The sequence below is a fragment of the Jiangella alba genome, assembly GCF_900106035.1.
GTDB lineage: Bacteria > Actinomycetota > Actinomycetes > Jiangellales > Jiangellaceae > Jiangella > Jiangella alba.
Genome location: NZ_FNUC01000003.1, coordinates 1,495,601 through 1,515,096 on the forward strand (window position 1 = coordinate 1,495,601; position 19,496 = coordinate 1,515,096).

The window sequence follows — 19,496 nt, forward strand, 5'->3', positions numbered from 1 at the left end:
GCAAACGCCGAAATTCAGGTCCCACGGGCCGCGCTGGGGCCGCACATGGCCGCAGCGCTCGCACGTGGGCGCCGGCGGCTCGACCCGAGTTCGACCGTTTCGCGGCTCTGGTCGATGGCTGGGCATGACGCCGACTGTGCGCGCTCAGACAGCATCGTCGCTGTCCTCGTCGGGCTTCACGTCATCGACGAGCTCGTCGTCGTCCGGTTGTGCATCGCCCGGTTCAGGCTCCGGCGTCCGGTGCCCGAATACGGCGTCGACAGCTCGCTTGGTGCGCTCGGCACTGTCCTCGACGAGGTGGGTGTAGGTGCGCAAGGTGAAGCCGGGGTCGGCGTGACCGAGGTACTCGCTGAGGGCCTTGATCGACTCACCTTCATGGAGCGCTGTGCTGGCGTAGAAGTGTCGCAGGGCGTGGCTGCCGTTCTCGCGCGTCACAGGCACTCCGGCGCGCTTCAAGGCTGGCTTCCAAATGAACGTGTTGATGTAGTTCCGTCCCAGCGCCTTCTTCTCGCGGCTGTAAAGCAGGAGCGAGAAGGTCGTGGGCTTCTCATCCGTTCTGTCCCAGGGGAGCGTTACCTCGATCGGTGGGTAGGCGGTCATGTGTGCGTTGATCGCCTCTAGAACGGCGTCGGGCAGCGGCACGTCTCGGACCTTGCGCCCCTTCGGGAGGCCGAACATCTGCTTGTTGCTGACCAACTTCACCTGGCGCCGAACGTGCACCTCGCCACGCTCGACGTCGATGTCCTCGGGGGAGAGGCCGAATATCTCGCCCTGCCGCATCCCGAGTTCGGCACCGAGCCAGACCATGGGTTGGTAACGCGCCGGCAACTCGTCCCGGACGGCAAGCGGTAAGTGGCCCTTGGAAGTTGTCGAGGATGGTCAAGGAGGTTTCGTGAGTGAGGCCTGGGTCGAGGCGGTCGTAGCAGCCTACCGCGACCGGTACAGGGTCAACTCGGACCTTCCCACAGGAGGGGGAGCGTCGACCGATGCTCAACGGGCGGATCGGCGGCGTGCTCTACAAGCCGCGCGGCGTGCCGCCGACAGCGCCGCTGAGAGGCCGCCGGTTGAGCTCGGTGTCGCCGCCGACTTCGCGGCCGTCGGGGCGCCATAGGACCGTCCTTGCTACCTCGATCCACAGGCGGCCCGGTTGGGCTCGGCGAGACGGACGGTTCCACCTATGCAGGATTCCTCGTCACCCACCCCGGAGGTTGCGATGCTGCTCCTGCTCATCGCGGTGCCCGTCGTCATTCTCGCCACGTTTGCCCAGAGGCTTCTCCAGGCATGCGCACCGTCCAACGTGCTCATCCGCTGCGTCCGTACCTCGCGCCCGACCATCGGCGCGGCCGCCGCGCTCTGCGCACTCGCACTCGGGTGCGTGGCGGCGGTGCACGCGATTTCGCTGGCAATCGCAACCGGCGCACCTGGCTGGCTCAACCTCGTCGTCCTAGTCCTCGCCTGGGACGCAATCAAGTTCTTCGGAATGGTTGCAGTGCTCAGTCTCCGACTCCTACGGATCTTGGGCCGGCCTCTCGATGGCCGTGGTAGTGGCACGTCCAGGCGGTACCGCGCCGGGCCGATTCGCCGCTCGATCTCCGAATCGCTCCGGTGCCGGCGGCTCCATTCCATCGATGGAGCGCCCTCCTCTCCGCAAGCTATGGTCAAGCTCTCGACTGGAACGGCTTTCGCGTAGATCGAGGCCGTCACGAGTGCGCGCCATGACCGCCCTCGATCGCCACAGCGCTGGGGCTATGGCTCCGGAGGTCTCAGTGGCCTACGAGACTGAGCTTGGTGCTGTGTTCCGCGGCAAGGTCGAGGACTTCCTCGACCTCCAGGGCAAGAAGCTCAAGGGCAAGGTGCAGCTGGTGTTCTTCTCTCCGCCGTTCCCGCTCAAGCGGAAGAAGAAGTACGGCAACAAGGACGGCGACGAGTACCTGGCCTGGCTCCAGAAGCTCGCTCCCCGGCTGGCAGACCTCCTCACCGAGGACGGCTCACTCGTGGTCGAGATCGGGAACGCCTGGGATCCGGGCAAGCCGACCATGTCGCTCTTGCCGCTCCAGTCCCTGATGGCCATCGCCGAGGGCGGTGACCTCAACATCTGCCAGCAGTTCGTCTGCAACAACCCCGCGCGGCTGCCGACGCCGGCCCAGTGGGTCAACATCGAGCGCATCAGGGTCAAGGACTCCTACACCCACCTGTGGTGGATGTCGAAGTCCGAGCGGCCGAAGGCCAGCAACCGCAACGTCCTGCAGGACTACAGCCCCTCGATGCAGGCGCTGCTCAAGCGGGGTCACTACAACCACGGCACCCGCGACTCCGGCTACGACATCGGCGAGACATCTTTCCTCACCAACAACGGCGGCGCGATCCCCTCCAACGTCTTCAACTTCAGCAATACCGTCGCGAACGACGCCTACCGGCGGTACTGCCGAGAACACGGCCTCAAGCCACACCCCGCGCCCATGCAGGCCAAGCTCGCCGACTGGTTCATCCGCTTTCTGACCGACAAGGACGACCTCGTGTTCGACCCGTTCGGGGGCAGCAACACGACGGGTGCGATGGCCGAGCAGCTCGGCCGCCGGTGGCTCGCGGTCGAGCCCCTCGCGGACTACATCGCCGGCTCGAAGGGGCGATTCGAGCAGTTCCACAGTCGTCCGCCCATCACTCGGCGATGAGCCGAAGCGGCCGAACCAGGCAAGCATCAGCTTCGTTCTACAGGTATTTCGCGAACAGCTCTCGCGCTGTTGCACAATTGCATGGTTCGCCGCAGGCCGCCCCGCATCGGGCCGGTTCGCCGTCGGCCACCGTCTGCGTCGCAAACTGCCAATGACGATTGAGCTCGGCATGGTCATTCCGCAGCGCGGCCAGCTCCTTGTCCATGTCCTCCTGCGTCCACGCGCCCGTCTCGCCGGAGGCTAGCGCGCCCGACTCCAGTGTGGTGATGCGCGTCTCGATCACCTGCAGCGTGCTGTCATAGGGGTCAGGATCTCCGGCCATGCCCGGCAGCCTAGTTGGCCGAGCGGTCACAGCTCGGTGAACTGACGTTGGCCCGTGGTGGCGAACTTGTCGACAACCAGGAACGCCTTACCCAGCTCGTTCAGCGTCAGCTCTAGGCGGTAGTAGTCGACCTCGCCAGCGGCGTTGTTATAGGGACGAAGGCCCATCGCTTCGCGGCTTGCTCGCCACGCGCCGAACTCATCGGTGAAGAACTGGTCACCCTCGTCCCAGATCGAGCACTCGGCCTCGTAGTCGTCGTACTCGTATTGGTCATAGGTCTCGGCGTGGACATCGGCATCGGCCCAGGCGAACAATTTGGGGACCGCCTCCTTGTAGCTCCAAGGGCCGACCGCAAGGTGCCAACTGACCAGCGGCTCCGGATCCTCACCGTCCTCGTGGTCGATCCCGATGGAGATCGAGCCGCGGCCCGAGGACTTGTTGATCCACTCAGCGAAATCCACGACCAGCCGCGTACCGCTCTGGAGCATCTCCATCCACGGCTTGGCCAGGCGCAGCTCGCGTAGCCGCAGTTCGTAGGGATCGCCCTCAGCCGCTCCGCGTAGTGGCTGGACGGCGCTGGCGTTGAGCACGTGGGCCTCGGGCACCAGCACCTTCCAGCCGCTGTCGAGGTCTCCTCGAGCGTCGTGCGGTTGATCAGCTGCCAGTGGCACAGCTCGGTCACCTTGTTGTACAGCACGATCACCACGGGCAAGGAGTGGTTCAGCCAGTAGGTCACGTGCTCTCTGTCCGGCCGGTACCACCAGCCGCCCGGACCCTTCTCCCTGAACCAGCTCTTGCCGCCCTTGATCTGCAGGGCCAGCAGCCGACCACGGACATCCTCACCGTCGGCTACGTCGGCGTGGGCGTCGATGCCGTAGTCCTCGGTCGGCTGCAAGCGGAACAACCAGTCGAGCTCATCCTCGACGGCCTGCTGAATGTGGGTCACCGCAGCGCTGGCGACCTTGGCCGAGGGCTTGCGCTTCACGTCGACATCCTCGCTGCGCTCACGCTCGACGCGACCAGCGGACGGATCGGGGTGGCGACGAGCGCCTGGGCCAGGCGCTCCTCGAACGATCCTCCGGCAGTCCGGCCGTACTTATCGGACAGGTACTGGTGCCAGCGAGATGGGTGGCGGGGCTCCCCGCCGACCATCCACAAGCTCGATAGCCCGGCCCGGTCTGCCTGCTCGTGCAGCCACGCCACCTGCCGTTCACGGGCCAGCCGAGCGGTGCCGACCATCCCGGACACGCCCCATGCAGCGAGCACAGCGTCCGCCACCGTGATCCCCCTTGATAGGCCCTCGCGTGCCCGGACCCAAGCTTCGCCCGGCACGTCGTTGATCTCGACCACCGACCGTGTTGGCTCGGCGCACAGGTTGAGTGTGGTCACCGCGTCGTACCCGAGCACATCGGCAGCGCGCGCGACAGCCCCAGTTGTCCGCGTGCCGCGCGTACTTGAGGGCGGGTTGAGCAGCACGGCCAGGAGAGTGCCTCCTGGCCGTGGTGTCGGCGTGCCGATGCCTACGCTCATCCCTCTCCATCGGTCGCGGCCAGCTCGACGTCGGGGTCCATCGCGACCAGGACGGCCTCAGCGAGCCGGTGGAGCTCGCGGCGTTGATACGACTCCTCGGGCGGCGTCTCCATCTTGGTGACCTCGTGGTGCTGCAGCCACAGCCCGCAGGCGACCGGGAACTGGTAGCGGTCGGCACGGACCTCGATCTGGTCGGCCGTCAGCGTGCTGGAGGCCAGGGCCTTGGCGAGCAGGTCGTAGTCACGGTTCACCCAGATGATCGTGGACTCGTCGTCCTGGTCGACCCGGCCGACGGTCTGGGCGTCGAAGCCATCCGGCCACTCGTCCTTGATGATCCACCGCACGTCCGGCCCTGTCTCTTCGTCGGCCCCACCCTTGGGCTGAGCCGGCTCCTTCGGGGGCGCAACGACCTGGATCGGCAGGCTGGCGGTCAGCTCGCCGTTGGCGGTCATCAGCTCGACGTGCAGCTTGTACTCGCCGATCGACGTGTCCTCGGTGGCGAGGAAGGACCAGCGGCTCTTGCCGCCCAGCAGCTTAGAGCGGCTGGACAGGAACAGTCCGTGACCCTCGGCACCCTCGATGCGCGTCGTCAGGTCCTCGTCGTTGGCCGGCAGGTAGCCGTTCTTGGCGTCGATGTCGACCCAGACGTAGGCGCCACGCCCCTGAGCGATCCGCACCTGCTTGGACTCGAACACGATCTCCGTCGGCACGTGCGGCAAGTGGGCGTCGTCGATGTTACGACCGCCGCCTCCGGTGCCGCCCTTGCTGCCTCCGCCGCCGGACTTCGACTTGTCCGTGCCGCCACCCGCGAAGGTGCCCTTGTCCGACGACGGACCGGTGCCCGAGCCCTTGCCGGAACCGGCCGGCTTCGCGGTGCCCGCCAGCTTCGACTTGATGAACTGCCCCAGCCGCTTGCGGATCTTCTCGTTGGTGGCCGCCGTCGAGCGCTTGAGCAGGCGCTCCTTCTCCTTGCGGTTGAGGGCCCTGAGGTCCTCGTTGCTCCGGATCAGCTCGCCAACCCGCTCATAGATGAGCTTGCGCAGCTCGCTCTCGGTCGCTCGCTCCCGGGTCGAAGCGAACAGCTCGCGGCGACCGAGCGGCAGCAGACCGTTGGCGTTGATGTGGACCACCATGTTCTTGAACAGGAACGGCAGCTTCGCCCGGTCCTTGATCCACGTCCGGCGCTCGGTGTCCTGGCGCTGGCCGTGGAGCGTGAGGGACACGGCGGAGTTGGCGTCGACGTAGGACGCCGCCGGATCGCTCTTGGACGTCGAGCCCTCGGGCCGCACCAGCGCCCACCAGTCGACTGTGACCGCGCCGTATTCGGTCCCCAGGTCGATGGTGTGGCTGTCGTAGGCGCCGAGCTGGAGGTCGCCCTTGGCGCTCGCGATGTTGACGAGGCGGGTGGCGTTGCCGATGACCACGCGGGTGTCCGGCGTCCCGTCCTTCTTCTTGACGTCGTTGCTGCGGTCCCCGGTAACGATGAAGGGCAGCACCGGCTCGAAGAGCGCGGCGTGCAGGAACTGCCACAGCTGCGTGGTGAAAGGGCCCTGGAGGTTCTGGACGTCGTACTCCACGTGTGTGATCCGAGCACCGTGCGGGAAGTCCGGGAACAGACTGGCCGGGAGCGTGAACGGCGTGCCGTCTTCCTGCACGACCCACACGTACCGCGGCAGGATGTTCTTGCTCGGGTCAGTCTGTTCCTCGTAGACGACGGTCCAGCCGACCAGGTCCTCCTGACCCTCCTCGAGCAGGTCGGGGTGACGACGCGACAGGATCAGCGTGTACCGGCTGAAGCCGAACGTCACCGAGCCCCCCTGTCCGTACGTGCCCATGGTGTAGGGCATGCCGACCTTGTTGGACTCGTTCAGCGAGAGCAGCGTCTTCCAGAACATCGACGGGTGCTGTCCCACACCCCGGTCGTCGACGCGCACCGACGGCCGGCGCTTGTTGTTCGACTCGTGCATCGAAATGATCAGGCGCTCGGCAAGCGCCCGGCGCTCAGTCTCGGTCATCTCCTGGATGCCGCCCGCGGGTACACCGAGCAGCTTGGCTGCTTCCTGGGGGGTCTTGGGAGCAGCATCCGGGTGCAGCAGAACGGCCAGCTCGAGCAGGCTGTCGATGCCGTTGGTCAGGCGCTCGATCAGGGCAAGTCCCGGGTCGGACGCCATGCGGATCGTGCCGATGTTGTTCGGTCGTCCCACCGGGATGACCGTCAGGCCCGAGGCGCCGATCACCATGTTGAGGATCTGCTCGATGTCGTCGGCGGTGGAGGCGGACCAAAGGAGGTCCGCCAGGGTCTTGTCGTTGCTCACTGCTCGGCCCCCGTGCTCATGGTGGAGTTGCTGGCGCCCAGCAAACCTGTCCTGGCGGCTGCCGGGGGGAAGATCTGGAACATTGCGCTGAAGTCGTTGTTCATGCCGCCACCGCCGCCGCCAAGATCGGACGGAGTGCCCGGTGGATGGTGCGGAGCCGCTGGCTGACCGCCGACGGGCTGGTGCCCAGGTCGGTCGCGATCTCGGTCATCCGGTCGTTGCCGACGTACCGGGCGATGGCCACCCGCCGCTGGTCAGGCGTCAGAACAGCGAACACGTCGGTGATCTCGGTGAGCGCGACTGGCGTGACCGGGATGGCCCAGAACTCGTCCTTGGGGTCGAGGGCGGCCTCGCGGGAGGTGTACGAGCCGACGAACCGGAGTACCGCTCCACGCATGTAGCGCCGGGCGTACGACGGGAAGCCGGACGTCCCGGGACGGTGGGCGCGGACGGCCTTGACCAGGCCGAGCCTCGCCTCCTGAGCCAGGTCCTGCCGGACGTGAGGGTCAGTCGAGAGCGACCGGGAGATCGTCTGCACCAGCGGCTCGAACCGCCGGATGATGTCGTTCATGGCCACCGTGTCGTCGGCCGGGTCGGCCTGGGCGGTGGCGATCAGGTAGTCGAGCGAGGGCTCGCTCAACACATGCAAAACACCCATCGTGAGGTGTGTCCCTTCGATCGAATTGGTCGTCAGGGGCACCCGGATGGGTGTGAGGATCACGGAGTGGTGGCTCGACATCGCCGGTTGGCCCAGGTCATTGCCCAAGCATGAAGACGAACCCCTGCTAGTTATGTAGTTGTGACTCAAGAGTAGCAGCCGAGCTGTGCGATAGCTCACAGCTCGGCTGCGTGGCTCATGCGGCTGTCGGTCCCTCGTCCTCGTCGTCGGGCACCTCGATCTTCCGCAGCGCCTCGAGCGCCGTCTTCAGGTTGGGCGACCAGATCGTCTGGCGCTCCGCCTCGTAGAACTTGCGGCGCGGCGAGTCCGGCTCGGCATCTACTTCCCCGTCGCCCAGCGTCCAGAGCAGGAGCTCCAGGGCAGCGCGCAGGCGCAGACTCGATCCAGGTCCGCCGTACAGGTCGGTGTAGAACGGGTGCGCCTGGTTGATGAGCAGGACCCGCTGGCCACCGCGCTGGATGCAGCGGAAGAACGGGGCGCCCGGCAGGTCCTCGGTCTCGACGGCCCGCGGCTCATCCACCTGCTTCGCGGTCAGCTCCTTCTTGACGGTGTTCTCGTCGACACCGGATTGCTTGGCCCGGCGCCTGGCCTCGTCCTCGAGGTTCTTGGAGGCCTCGTCGCGTCGGGCCTGCGTGTCCCTGGGCGGCTTGGTGGTCTTGAACTTCTCGGCGTTCTCCAGCGCGCTGATCGAGGCCTTCTTGCGCTCCTCGGCGCTGCTGCGAATCTGCGCGGTCTCCTTCTTGTAGGTGGCGCGCATCGTGGCGACGTTCTCCGCAATCTTGGCCTTGTCGTTCAGGCGGTCCCAGATGCCTTGGGACGGCACCACCTGCTGCTTTGCGGTGGTCATGGCGAACTCGTCGTCCAACGTCGCGTCGAAGTCGACCTCGATCTTCCAGTAGCGGTCGGTCGTCGGGTTGGAGAACGCACCCCAGTTGCGCGGTGGCTTCACGACGCCGATCTGCCGACCGTTGCGGAGGAAGATGATGCCCTGGTGGTCGTCGGCGATGGAGGCACGCTCGTTGAACACGCCGGGGCCGGAGGTTGTTGTCTGCTTCGCGTCGGGCTTGCGGTAGAACGTGGCGGGCAATCGCGAGAAGCGGACGCGCATCGTGCCCTTCACGACCTTGGTATCCGGGTCGGGGACCTCGATCACCGCGCTCGGCAGCTCTACTGCCCGGTCGTCGTCGAGCTGGAAGTAGCGGAAGCCCGGCGTCAGGAAGAGGGGGTCGCACGGCTCGACGTTGACGCCGTCGACGGTCATCGGGACGTCCACCAGGTGGTTGCGGTAGATCACGCCGAGGTCTCGGACCAGGCTGTCGCGCAGCGCGGCCCGGGTCTTGTAGTCGAGACGGGTGTCGTCCAGCTTGTCCCAGACCACCACTGTGCCGTGGGCCATCGGCCAGCGCTTCGCCGTCTTGAGGTGCTCGACGACGAAGGCGGGCGGCTCCTGCGGCATCGGAGTGGGGGTGTTGATGCGGTGCTTGCTGGTCCACCTTCCGTCGCTGATCTCCTGGACGTCGAGGTAGCACATCGCCCAGTCGCCGCCCTCGACCTTCGAGTAGACCTCGACCCGCTTGCACTGGCTGACTGACGCCGACGGCAGCCCGTAGCCGTACTTGCCGAAGCCGCGACGGTCGGCGTACCGGGTCCCGGCGCCCCACACCAGCGAAGCGCGGACCATGTCGGGCAGCATCCCCCAGCCGTCGTCGATGACGGCGACCTGCGCCGGCTTGACACTGCCCTTGTTGAAGCCGAACACGATGTCGACCCAGGTCGCGTTGGCCTGGATGGAGTTGTCGTTGATCTCGGCGACGGCGTAGGACGTGCTCTTGTAGCCGATGTCGCGCATGCCTCGCACGAAGGCATCGCCGATGATGAGGTCCCAGCCCGAGTTGTCGAGCCGCTTCACCAGATCCTTCTGGGCTGCGAACGGGTCGTCAGCGGTCGTGATAGTCACGCGGTTCTCCCTTGGCTCTGTCGGGCGGTCTCGGTCGGACCGCCTCAAGGTGTGACACCTAATAGAAGACAGCTCGCAGGGGAGTTGTTAAGGCTGGAGCTCAGGAAACTTCTGAGCCAGCCGCACGGAACTGCTCGAATCGCCCCTTCGAGCCGGCGATGTAGTCCGCGAGGGGCTCGACCGCGAGCCACCGGCGGCCGAGCTGCTCGGCCATCGCACCCGTCGTGTTGCTGCCCCCGAACGGGTCGAACACGAGGTCGTCCTTGTCGGTCAGAAAGCGGATGAACCAGTCGGCGAGCTTGGCCTGCATGGGCGCGGGGTGTGGCTTGAGGCCGTGTTCTCGGCAGTACCGCCGGTAGGCGTCGTTCGCGACGGTATTGCTGAAGTTGAAGACGTTGGAGGGGATCGCGCCGCCGTTGTTGGTGAGGAAAGATGTCTCGCCGATGTCGTAGCCGGAGTCGCGGGTGCCGTGGTTGTAGTGACCCCGCTTGAGCAGCGCCTGCATCGAGGGGCTGTAGTCCTGCAGGACGTTGCGGTTGCTGGCCTTCGGCCGCTCGGACTTCGACATCCACCACAGGTGGGTGTAGGAGTCCTTGACCCTGATGCGCTCGATGTTGACCCACTGGGCCGGCGTCGGCAGCCGCGCGGGGTTGTTGCAGACGAATTGCTGGCAGATGTTGAGGTCACCGCCCTCGGCGATGGCCATCAGGGACTGGAGCGGCAAGAGCGACATGGTCGGCTTGCCCGGATCCCAGGCGTTCCCGATCTCGACCACGAGTGAGCCGTCCTCGGTGAGGAGGTCTGCCAGCCGGGGAGCGAGCTTCTGGAGCCAGGCCAGGTACTCGTCGCCGTCCTTGTTGCCGTACTTCTTCTTCCGCTTGAGCGGGAACGGCGGAGAGAAGAACACCAGCTGCACCTTGCCCTTGAGCTTCTTGCCCTGGAGGTCGAGGAAGTCCTCCACGGTGCCCTGATACATCTTGCCGAGCTTGGTCTTGTACGCCTCGGCAACGGTCGGGAATTCGTCCCGCTCGTCGGCAAGGGGCGTCGCGATGGTCATCGCGCACGGACCTCCTGTCGAGAGTTACATCGGTGTCATTCTTCCATCCCCGGGTCGGGATCGGGGGCCACCCTCGCGGTGTGGCGCGGCGGGCGCAAGGCAGGACAGCCTGCCCTCCCGCGACACACCTATGACCCCGGCTTCGGCAGAAGACTACGAAGGGCCGCCGACACACTCCGTCGGCGGCCGCATCTACGCTCATCGCCATGAGTCGCCGTCAGGAGTTCGCCAAGCTGCTCCCGCTCGTCATCCGGCGCGAGCGCGATGGTGATGCCGTCCACCTAAGCGACATCTACGGGGCCGTAGAGCGCGACCATCCGCAGCTGGTCGATGACGAGGTCGAGGCCTCCGGCGCGGTGCGGTGGAAGCACGAGCTGCGGTGGGAGCTTGAGACGCTCGTGGTGGACGGTGGCGTACGACGACGCAAGGACCTCGGACGTGGGTTCTACAGCATCTAGTCCGTCGGTCCAGGGCTCGCCAAACGAAGGCGCTGATTGCTGCGTTGGGATGGTGCCGGGTCGCCGCGGTGGGCCGCACTGAGGCCGCAGACGAACAGAAACGACCCCTGACGCTGGAAGACGTTGGAAGGCGTCTTCGCAGGTCAGGGGCTTTTTTCAGGCACTCAGCCGGTGGGTGTCACCCACGCGTGACTAGATGTCGAAGTAGAGCTCGAACTCGTGCGGGTGCGGACGCAGCCGGATCGGGTCGATCTCGTTGGTGCGCTTCCAGTCGATCCAGGTCTCGACCAGGTCGTCGGTGAAGACGCCGCCCTCGAGGAGGTAGTCGTGGTCGGACTCGAGAGCGTCGAGGGCCTCGCCGAGAGACGCCGGGACGGTGGCGATGCTGGCGTGCTCCTCGGGCGGCAGCTCGTACAGGTCCTTGTCGACCGGCTCGGGCGGCTCGATCTTGTTGCGGATGCCGTCGACGCCGGCCATGAGCATGGCGGAGAAGGCGAGGTACGGGTTGCTGGACGGGTCCGGGACGCGGAACTCGATGCGCTTGGCCTTCGGCGACGTGCCGGTGACGGGGATGCGGACCGCCGCCGACCGGTTGCGCTGCGAATAGACCAGGTTGACCGGCGCCTCGAAGCCCGGCACCAGGCGGTGGTACGAGTTCACCGTCGGGTTGGTCCAGGCCAGCAGCGAGTCGGCGTGCTTGATCAGGCCGCCGATGTACCAGCGCGCCATGTCGGACAGGCCGCCGTAGCCGAGCTCGTCGTAGAAGAGCGGGTCGCCGTTCTTCCAGAGCGACTGGTGGCAGTGCATGCCCGAGCCGTTGTCGCCGAACAGCGGCTTCGGCATGAACGTGGCGGTCTTGCCGGCCTCCCAGGCGACGTTCTTGATGATGTACTTGAACAGCATCAGGCGGTCGCCGGCGTGCTTGAGGGTGTCGAACTTGTAGTTGATCTCGGCCTGGCCGGCGGTGCCGACCTCGTGGTGGGCCCGCTCGATCTCGACGCCGACGCCGGTGAGCGCCTTCACCATGTCGTCGCGCAGGTCGGCGTAGTGGTCGACCGGCGGGACGGGGAAGTAGCCGCCCTTGTACCGCGTCTTGTAGCCGCGGTTGCCACCCTCCTCGACGCGGCCGGTGTTCCAGGCGCCCTCGATGGAGTCGATGTGGTAGTAGCCGGCGTTCGCCTTGGTCTCGAAGCGGACGTCGTCGAAGACGTAGAACTCGGCCTCGGGGCCGAAGTAGACGGTGTCGGCGATGCCGGAGCTGGCGAGGTACGCCTCGGCCTTGGCCGCGATGTTGCGCGGGTCGCGGCTGTACGGCTCGTTGGTGAAGGGGTCGACGATGGAGAAGTTCAGCGCGAGGGTCTTGGCCTTGCGGAACGGGTCGACGAACGCCGTGGCGGGGTCGGCCATGAGCTTCATGTCGGACTCGTGGATGGCCTGGAAGCCGCGGATCGAGGAGCCGTCGAACATGAGGCCCTCGGCGATGGCGTCGGCGTCGAAGGCCGAGGCCGGCACGTTGAAGTGCTGCATGACGCCTGGCAGGTCGCAGAAGCGGACATCGATGAACTCGACGCCCTCGTCCTTGACGAACTTCAGCAGTTCGTCCGGGTTGGTGAACATCCGCATCTCCTTCGCGCCTCGGCGGCGCAGTATCCGCATCCGTCACAGTCGGCGTTGACCGTATGACCCTCGTGGTCCGGACGCTAGATTCCTGGGATTTCCCGGCCGTGTCCCGATTGTTTCGCCAGTGTTACGTGCGATGTGGAGGCGGTCTGCGGGGCGCGGCGCCGACCGCCTAGGCTCACAGGGTGAGCTCCACGTCCCCCGATCTGCAGCTGCCCGACCACGGCCCCGGCTCGGCGGCCGGCTGGGGACGGCGTTTCGCCGCGCTGCTGCTCGACTGGCTGGCTGGCAACCTGGTCGCGTTCATCATCACCGGCGGGAACTCCGGCGTGTGGGACGCGCAGAGCGACGTGTTCTGGCTGCCGCTGATCTGTTGGTACCTGCTGGTGGTGGCGTCGACGACGCTGGCCGGCGGCAGCCTGGGGCAGCTGATGCTCGGGCTGCGCGTCGCTCACCTGGGCGGACGGCGCATCAGTCCGGTCATCGCGGCGGTGCGGACGCTGATGATCGCGCTGATCATCCCGCCGGTGGTGGCCATGCGCGACGGCCGCGGCCTGCACGACCTCGCGTCGAACACGGTGGTCGTGAACGCCCGCTGAGCGGGCCCGGGCTCAGCGCCCGGGCATCTGGGTGCCGCGCGGGATGCGGGCGCCCTTGGGCAGCGGGCCCTTCGGGATGCCGATGGGCGTGCTGCCGAGCGCGCGCAGCCGCGCCCGCAGCTCCGTGACCTCGGCCGGGCGGATGTTCTTCGGCAGCTTGTTGAGGTGCCGGGTGAGCCGGGGGAGTGGTACCTGGCCCTCTTCGCGCCCGACGATGACCTCGACGACCGGCATCTCCGGCGCGACCCGGCTGTGCCGCTTCTTCTCCTGCGCGAGCAGGTTGGCGACCCGGCCGGGGACGCTGCCCTCGCCGATCAGCACGATGCCGGGCCGGCCGACGGCGCGGTGGACGACGTCCTGGTAGCGGTTGGCGCCCACCATGGGGGTGGTCTCCCAGCCGCGGCGCAGCGTGCCGAGCGCGGCCGCGGCGGCGCCGGGCTGCCCCTCGATCTGGGAGTACGCGGCCCGCTCGGCCCGCCGTCCGAACACGATGGCGGCGCCCAGCAGCGCGATGGGCAGGCCGACGATGATCCACAGCCACAGCGGGCCGACGAAGATGCCGACGACGACCGCGAGCGCGAGGACGCCGAGCAGGATGCCCAGCGTGATCCAGCCGACCCAGCGGTCGGACCGCCGCGCCATCTTGTACGTCTGGCGGATCTGCGCGATGCGCCCGGTCTTCTCGGGCGTCTCCTGGTCGTCGTTGCGTGCCATGGGGAGAAGAGTACTTCGTGGCGGGCCGCTCTCCCGACCGGGTGAACACCGAGGTCGGCGAACGGGCGGTCGGTAGAATCCGACACCGTGAGCAGCCGCGGCGGGACCACCCTCGACGCGGCCACCCGGGTCCCGCGCGAACAGCTGCTGGCGCAGGCCTGGGCGGGCCTCGGGACGGGCGTCGCGCCGCTGAGCAACGCCTCCGGCCGGCCGCTCGTTCGCACGGTCCGGCTGATCCTCGACCCGCTGGTGCTGCGGCCGGCGCAGAACCCGCGGTTCGCCGGCGCCACCGTCGCCGCGGCCGACGCGGCGGAGCTCACCCGGCTGGTGGCCGCCGCCGGACCCGTCCTGACGGCGACAGCGGCCTGGTTCGTGCTGGTCAAGCGGGAACGACGGCGCGCCGGGGTCACCGACGGCAACCCGCAGGAGCGGTACTTCCAGCGCTGCTACGAGCTGGCCCACCGGCACGGCCACCCCGACGACGTCGCGGGCGCCGCCGAGCTGGCTGCCGCCACCGTCGCGGCGGCTCGGACGGCGGACGGACGGGTCACGGCGGCCGCCGTGCGCGCCCACGTCACCGACCCCGCGCACGCCGCCGAGCTGGCCCGCCGGCTGGACGCGGCCTGGACGGCGCGCGCGACGCCGTCCGCTCCGGCCGAACCGCCGCCGCAGCTGGACGAGGTGCTGGCGACCTGCGCCACCGCGCCCGGGCCGCGGGCCTGGGCGGCGCTCGTCGACGGCGGCCACGGCAGCCGCGACGCCGCGCACCTGGAGCCGCCGGGCGCGGCCCGCGACCACGGCCTGACCGACCGCGCGTCCGTCGCGCCGCCCGGGCTCGGCGACGCCGCGTCGAAGCGGCGGCTGCCGAAGCCGTTCGACCGCTCCGTCCTCGAGCGGCTGTTCGCCGGGGTCGCGACGGGACACCCGATCGACGGCGACGTCGCCGCGCTGGTCGGCGCCGAGATCGGCCGGTCCGCGCAGCCGTGGCAGCTGGCCGGCGAGCCCGGCCGGGTGCTGCTGGCGCTGGGACGGGCGGCCGGTCCGGCGCTGGGCGACGGCGACGCCGCCGGCTGGGCGCCCGGCGACGCGCGGACCCGGCTGCGGTCGCGCTGGCGGCGCGAGGCGTACGTGCACCGCGTGCTGCGGTTGCCCCCGGCCGAGGCGGCCGCCGTCCCGGACGAGCTGCGGGCCGAGGTGCGTGACGTGCGGGCCGCCTACCTGCGCCGGCTGTGGGTCCGGCTACACGGCCGCGAGCTGCGCGGCCAGGACGTCGACGCCGGTCAGTGCTGGGACCTCCTGGACGGCGTGCTGCGCTCGGTCATCCTCGACCAGCGCGACCGGCTGCGCACCGCGCTGTCCCGCGACGCGGAGGTCCGGCCGTGATCGTCACCCGCACGGCCGACGGCGTGAGCGTCGGGCCGCCGCCCGCGCACCCGGAGCAGACGGCGCTGGCCGAGGCCGCCGGCGCGCTGCTGACCTGGGACGTCGTCAGCCCGGCGGAGCTGCCGTCCGCCACGGTCCACGACACCGGGCGCGCGCTCGGCTGGCTCTGGGAGTTGTACGGTGCCGACGTCGCCGCCGCGGTCCAGGACGCGACACCGGACGGCGTCGACGTCGCGCCCGCTCCCGCGGACCGGCGGGTGCTCGGCGCCGTCCGTACCCTCGCGCGGCTGACCTGGGCCGAGGCCTGGTGGCCCGCCTCGGCCGCCGCCGGGGTGCCGGCGCTGGACCGCGTGCTGCTGCGGGCCGAGCGCGCCGTCGCGGCCGCCGCGGCCGAGCACCTGCTGGACGACGACGAGGCGGTGGAACGGGCGCTCTCGGTCGCCGCGCCGCCGCCCGGGCACCCCGAGCTGGCGGCCGCGCTGGCCCTCGTCGCCGAGGACTACGGCGTCGCGCTGCCCGCCGCCGTCGTCACCCCGGAGCGGGCCGGGCTCGCGCTCGCCGCCGGCGGCCCCGGCGACGGCGCCGGCGTGCTGGTGGCGCGCGGAATGACGCCGGTGAACTGGACGGACGTCCCGCCGGGTCGCGTCGACGCCGCCGCGGAGGCGAGTTGGACGATCCGGCGCGCCGACGACACCGTCGTGGCGGTCTCGGTGCCGGCCGGGCCTGATCCATGGGCGCCCGCTGTGTTGCGTGCCCGGTTCGGCCCGGCGGACTTCCCGCTCGCTCCGACGCGCGACGGCCGGTTCACCGGGACGGCGACGATCCCGGCGGCCGCGCTGCTGCTGCCGGCCGCCGAGCGGGCCGCGCTCGTCTACGCGCCGGACCTGACCACCGCGCCCGAGCCGGTGCGCCCGGACGACCTCGCCCGCCGGGCCGCGATCGTCGCCGCCGCGCGGGCCCGGCCGTCCGCGCCGGACGCCACGCTGACCGAGCGGGCGGCCACGTGACGGCCCGGGCCGAGCTCGGCCTCGGCCCCGCGGCGCCGTACGGCCGCGGGGCGCCGTACGGCCCGCGCTGGGCGGCGCACGGCCGCTCGCTCGCCGCAGCCGCGGCGGAGCTGGCGGCGGGCCGGCCGGATGCGGCCGAGGCGATGCTCGCCGGGATCCGAGCCGCGACGGAGGGCAGCGACGACGCCGAGGGCCGCGACCTGCGCGCCCGCACCCTGCACCTGCTCTCGATGGCCGCCGACGATCGAGGCGACCTCCCCGCCGCCCTGACGCTGGCCGACGAGAGCCTGGCCCTGGGCGGCCCGGCCACCCGCGCGGCGACGCTGGTCAACCGCGCGCAGACGCTGGAGCGACTGGGCCGCAGCACCGATGCGCTGCGCGACCTCGACGCCGCCGCAGCCGCCGTCGGTGACCTGGCTGCCGGCGGTGACCCGGCGGCGGTCGGTGGCCCGGCCGGCGCGGGCGTCGATGGCGGGCCGGAGCGGGGGAGTACCCACCCCTCCCGGCCGGGTGGGCCACCTACTGTACGGGCGCGCACCGACAACATCGCCCAGCACGACGCCGTGCCCGCCGACGGTCCCGTTCCCGCTGACGTCGACGGCGGGCCGGAGCGGGGGAGTACCCACCCCTCCCGGCCGGGTGGGCCACCTACTGTACGGGCGCGCACCGACAACATCGCCCAGCACGACGCCGTTCCCGCAGACGGGCCCGTTCCCGCCCAAGGGGCCGCCGTCGCCCCGGCCGCTGAGCCGCCTGCCGTCCTCGTGTTCGCGCTGCACAACAGCCGCGGCGTCTCGCTGCTGAGCCTGGGCCGGGCGGCGGAGGCCGAGGCGGCGCTGCGCCGCGCGCTCGCCGTCGCGCACGAACGCGACCCGGGGCTGGCCGGGCACGCGCACGCCAACCTCGCGGCGCTGGCCGCCCGCGTCGGCGACCACGAGGCCGCCGCTCAGCAGCTCGGCCTGGCCGCCGACCTGCACGCGCTGACCGGAGACGACGCCGCCCACGCCCTGGCGCGGGAGAACCAGGCGCGGCAGGCGCTGGGCCGCGGTGACCTCGCGGCGGCCGAGCGTGGGTTCGCGGCCGCGCAGGAGGCGTACGAGCGGCTCGGCCGGGTGCACGACGTCGCCGGCTGCCAGGTGGGGCGGGCGGCGGTCGCGCTGCGCCGCGCGCGGCCGGGTGCGGCGCAGCAGCTGCTGTCGTCCGCCGTGACGGTGCTGGCCGACGCCGGTGACGCCGCCCAGCTGACCGAGTGCCTGCTGCTGCAGGGCGACCTCACCACCGTCGTCCAGGGCTTCGCCGCCGGCGAGGAGGTCTACCTGGCCGCCCGGGAGCGGTGCGAACGGCTCGGGCTGCGGCACGAGACCGCCCGCGTCGACGTCCGCCGGGCGATGATCGTCGCCGCCTCGACCCGCATCACGCCCCGCCGCAAGGAGCGCGTCCGCCGCCGCGAGGCCGCGCTCGGACTGGTGCTGCCCGCCGCGCTCGCCACCGACGCGATCCGGTACGGCTTCCCCGCCGGGCCGGTGCGCGAGCGGTGGGCCCGCTCCGTCGCCGCGCCCGCCCTGACGCTGGCGTTCGAGCTGGTCACCCGGCTGGAGTGGACGGCGCTCGCGTTCGAGCTGGTCGAGCACGCGGCCGCGACGGTGACCCTGACGCCGTCCGCCGAGTCGCCCCGCCTGCTCGACGCCGTCGACGCGTTCGCCGGGCACGCGTGGGCCGCGCTCAGCGCCGCCGCCACCGACGGTCCCGGGTTCGCGGCGCCGGGCACCGACCGGCTGGCGCTGCCGCCGCGGCTGCGGATGCTGCCGTCCGGCGACGGTGTGCTGGACGGCTTCATCGACGCGGCCGAGGAACGCTACGGGTTCCCGGTGCGTTCCGCCGAGGTGGTGCCGGCATGGTGAGCCTGCGCCGCCGCTCCGCCGTCGACCTGCGGGTGCTCGACGGCCTCGGCGCCGCGCGGCCGGTCGTCCAGGTGAAGTTCGTCGACGCCGGCGATCTGTACGTGACGTGGCGGTGGGAGCACGCGCCCGGCGAGCCGCGCGTCACGGCGCTGGAGCGCTCCCGCGTCCAGCCGGCCCTCGACGACCTCGCCCGGGCGCTGCCGTCGCCGCTGCCCGGCGAGGACCCGGCCACGGCGCTCGCCCGTGCGCTCGGCGGCCCGCTGCTGGACCGCGAACGCGAGCACGCGCTCACCACCCGGCTGGCGCAGACGCTGCTGCCGTTCCACCTGGCGGCCGAGCTGAACGAGCTGGGCGTCCGCGGGGTCCGCCCGCACCTGCGCGTCCAGCCGTCGCCGTCGACCGCCCAGGTGCCGTGGGAGGCGCTGCCCGGCGACGCGGGGGAGCGGGTCGCCGATCTCGTCGACGTCTCCGTACTGCCGCCCGCGACCGTGCGCCACGCCATCGGCCGCCGGGTCGCGCCGTGGGACCCGGCCGGGCCGGTGGCCGCGGCGCTCGATCCGCGGGTGCCCGGTTTCCCGGACGGGTCGGCGCTCGGCTCGGTGCTCGGGCCGGTCGAGGCCGGGTCCGCGCTGGCGGCGATGGTCGCCGCCCTCGGGCCGCGGCTGCGCCCGTCCGTCCCGGTGGCCACCGACGCGTTCCGCCGCGACGACGTCGGCCGCGACCGGCTGGAGGGCGAGCTGGCCGCGGCCGCCCGCTTCCTCTACGTCGGGCACGTGACGACGGCCGAGCACGGGCTCGGCGCCGCGCTGCATCTGTCCTGCCCGGCGTCGGCGCCCGGCCGCGCGGCGCCGGTCGGCGCGCACCGTCCGCTCACCGCGGCCGACCTCGCCTTCGGGCACCGCACGGACGACCCGCGGCCGTGGCGGCTGCCCGCCCGGGTCGCGCTGATCGCCTGCGAGAGCGGCGGCGACGCCCGCTTCGCCGAGCCGTCCGGGCTGGTCGCGGCGATGGTGCAGGGCGGGGCCGAGCACGTGACGGCCGCGCGCTGGCCGCTGCCGACCGACGCCGGTCTCGCCGGGGCCGGCCTGGCCGCCGCCGTCGTCGCGGTGAACGACGCGCACGAGGCGCCCGACCCGGTGGCGGCGCTGGTGGCCTGGCAGCGCGAGTGCGCCGCCCGCTGGTGGAGCACCGGCGAACCGGCCTGCTCGCCGCTGTTCTGGGGCGCCTTCTCGACGGCGTACGCGCCCGCGCCCGCGGGGACGACGGCGTGAACGCGAGCCGG

Annotated in this window: 17 protein-coding genes and 1 pseudogene; 7 read left to right on the forward strand and 11 right to left on the reverse strand. The window is 70.5% G+C overall.

The window, feature by feature from the left end; translation table 11 throughout:
* Positions 1–144: 144 nt before the first annotated feature.
* On the reverse strand, positions 145–828 hold the full coding sequence (locus BLV02_RS09365) for a site-specific integrase (RefSeq protein ID WP_281243367.1): 684 nt from the start codon (positions 826–828) through the stop codon (positions 145–147).
* A gap of 887 nt (positions 829–1,715) precedes the next feature.
* Here BLV02_RS09365 and BLV02_RS09375 point away from each other — a divergent pair.
* Positions 1,716–2,672 (forward strand): DNA-methyltransferase, encoded by a 957-nt coding sequence (locus BLV02_RS09375; protein ID WP_176986521.1) that lies wholly within the window; start codon positions 1,716–1,718, stop codon positions 2,670–2,672.
* Positions 2,673–2,709: 37 nt separating this feature from the next.
* Here BLV02_RS09375 and BLV02_RS09380 read toward each other — a convergent pair whose 3' ends face one another.
* The 8 genes and pseudogenes from BLV02_RS09380 to BLV02_RS09410 all read right to left on the reverse strand — a co-directional run bounded on the left by BLV02_RS09380 (position 2,710) and on the right by BLV02_RS09410 (position 10,532).
* Positions 2,710–2,994, reverse strand: coding sequence for a hypothetical protein (locus tag BLV02_RS09380; RefSeq protein ID WP_069115467.1), 285 nt, complete (start codon positions 2,992–2,994; stop codon positions 2,710–2,712).
* A gap of 26 nt (positions 2,995–3,020) precedes the next feature.
* On the reverse strand, positions 3,021–3,665 hold the full coding sequence (locus tag BLV02_RS37570; RefSeq protein WP_245737717.1) for a hypothetical protein: 645 nt from the start codon (positions 3,663–3,665) through the stop codon (positions 3,021–3,023).
* A 20-nt stretch (positions 3,666–3,685) separates the two neighbouring features.
* Positions 3,686–3,979 (reverse strand): annotated as a pseudogene (locus BLV02_RS38255) (DUF4365 domain-containing protein); the annotation flags it as partial.
* On the reverse strand, positions 3,976–4,470 hold the full coding sequence (locus tag BLV02_RS09390; protein ID WP_171906922.1) for a DUF1643 domain-containing protein: 495 nt from the start codon (positions 4,468–4,470) through the stop codon (positions 3,976–3,978). The gene BLV02_RS09390 and the pseudogene BLV02_RS38255, both read right to left, overlap by 4 nt.
* 50 nt (positions 4,471–4,520) lie before the next feature.
* Complete coding sequence (locus BLV02_RS09395; RefSeq protein WP_069115464.1) at positions 4,521–6,839, reverse strand: hypothetical protein; 2,319 nt, start codon at positions 6,837–6,839, stop codon at positions 4,521–4,523.
* 100 nt (positions 6,840–6,939) lie between these two features.
* Positions 6,940–7,479 (reverse strand): sigma-70 family RNA polymerase sigma factor, encoded by a 540-nt coding sequence (locus BLV02_RS09400; RefSeq protein WP_171906921.1) that lies wholly within the window; start codon positions 7,477–7,479, stop codon positions 6,940–6,942.
* 214 nt (positions 7,480–7,693) lie between these two features.
* Positions 7,694–9,475, reverse strand: coding sequence for an ATP-binding protein (locus BLV02_RS09405; protein ID WP_141711911.1), 1,782 nt, complete (start codon positions 9,473–9,475; stop codon positions 7,694–7,696).
* A 100-nt stretch (positions 9,476–9,575) separates the two neighbouring features.
* A complete protein-coding gene (locus BLV02_RS09410; protein ID WP_074946259.1) occupies positions 9,576–10,532 on the reverse strand; it encodes a DNA-methyltransferase in 957 nt (318 codons plus the stop codon).
* Between the two features lie 206 nt (positions 10,533–10,738).
* Between BLV02_RS09410 and BLV02_RS09415 the strand changes: the two genes are divergently transcribed.
* A complete protein-coding gene (locus BLV02_RS09415; RefSeq protein ID WP_069115224.1) occupies positions 10,739–10,990 on the forward strand; it encodes a hypothetical protein in 252 nt (83 codons plus the stop codon).
* 192 nt (positions 10,991–11,182) lie between these two features.
* On the opposite strand, the gene glnA is transcribed toward BLV02_RS09415, so the two are convergent.
* Positions 11,183–12,607: a type I glutamate--ammonia ligase gene (gene glnA / locus BLV02_RS09420; protein WP_069115225.1), complete on the reverse strand. Its 1,425-nt coding sequence runs from the start codon at positions 12,605–12,607 to the stop codon at positions 11,183–11,185.
* A 188-nt stretch (positions 12,608–12,795) separates the two neighbouring features.
* Here glnA and BLV02_RS09425 point away from each other — a divergent pair, with 188 nt between their 5' ends.
* Complete coding sequence (locus tag BLV02_RS09425) at positions 12,796–13,209, forward strand: RDD family protein (RefSeq protein WP_069115226.1); 414 nt, start codon at positions 12,796–12,798, stop codon at positions 13,207–13,209.
* Between the two features lie 12 nt (positions 13,210–13,221).
* Here BLV02_RS09425 and BLV02_RS09430 read toward each other — a convergent pair whose 3' ends face one another.
* A complete protein-coding gene (locus tag BLV02_RS09430) occupies positions 13,222–13,923 on the reverse strand; it encodes a DUF4191 domain-containing protein (RefSeq protein WP_069115227.1) in 702 nt (233 codons plus the stop codon).
* A gap of 87 nt (positions 13,924–14,010) precedes the next feature.
* On the opposite strand from BLV02_RS09430, the gene BLV02_RS09435 reads away from it, so the two are divergent.
* From BLV02_RS09435 to BLV02_RS09450, 4 genes are read left to right on the forward strand one after another with little or no spacing between them, the layout of a single operon-like run.
* Positions 14,011–15,306 carry a hypothetical protein gene (locus BLV02_RS09435; protein WP_069115228.1) on the forward strand — a complete coding sequence of 432 codons (1,296 nt, stop codon included), beginning with the start codon at positions 14,011–14,013 and terminating at the stop codon, positions 15,304–15,306.
* Positions 15,303–16,313: a hypothetical protein gene (locus BLV02_RS09440; protein ID WP_069115229.1), complete on the forward strand. Its 1,011-nt coding sequence runs from the start codon at positions 15,303–15,305 to the stop codon at positions 16,311–16,313. The genes BLV02_RS09435 and BLV02_RS09440 overlap by 4 nt, the downstream gene beginning before the upstream one ends.
* Positions 16,310–18,214, forward strand: coding sequence for a hypothetical protein (locus tag BLV02_RS09445; protein WP_069115230.1), 1,905 nt, complete (start codon positions 16,310–16,312; stop codon positions 18,212–18,214). The genes BLV02_RS09440 and BLV02_RS09445 overlap by 4 nt, the downstream gene beginning before the upstream one ends.
* Complete coding sequence (locus tag BLV02_RS09450; RefSeq protein ID WP_083289277.1) at positions 18,208–19,485, forward strand: CHAT domain-containing protein; 1,278 nt, start codon at positions 18,208–18,210, stop codon at positions 19,483–19,485. Before BLV02_RS09445 ends, BLV02_RS09450 begins: the two co-directional genes overlap by 7 nt.
* Positions 19,486–19,496: the final 11 nt, after the last annotated feature.

Coding starts and splice junctions, on each gene's coding strand:
- BLV02_RS09375 (WP_176986521.1), top strand. CDS start 1,716: ATGACCGCCCTCGATCGCCACAGCGCTGGGGCTATGGCTCCGGAGGTC.
- BLV02_RS09380 (WP_069115467.1), bottom strand. CDS start 2,994: ATGGCCGGAGATCCTGACCCCTATGACAGCACGCTGCAGGTGATCGAG.
- BLV02_RS09410 (WP_074946259.1), bottom strand. CDS start 10,532: ATGACCATCGCGACGCCCCTTGCCGACGAGCGGGACGAATTCCCGACC.
- BLV02_RS09415 (WP_069115224.1), top strand. CDS start 10,739: ATGAGTCGCCGTCAGGAGTTCGCCAAGCTGCTCCCGCTCGTCATCCGG.
- glnA (WP_069115225.1), bottom strand. CDS start 12,607: ATGTTCACCAACCCGGACGAACTGCTGAAGTTCGTCAAGGACGAGGGC.
- BLV02_RS09430 (WP_069115227.1), bottom strand. CDS start 13,923: ATGGCACGCAACGACGACCAGGAGACGCCCGAGAAGACCGGGCGCATC.
- BLV02_RS09450 (WP_083289277.1), top strand. CDS start 18,208: ATGGTGAGCCTGCGCCGCCGCTCCGCCGTCGACCTGCGGGTGCTCGAC.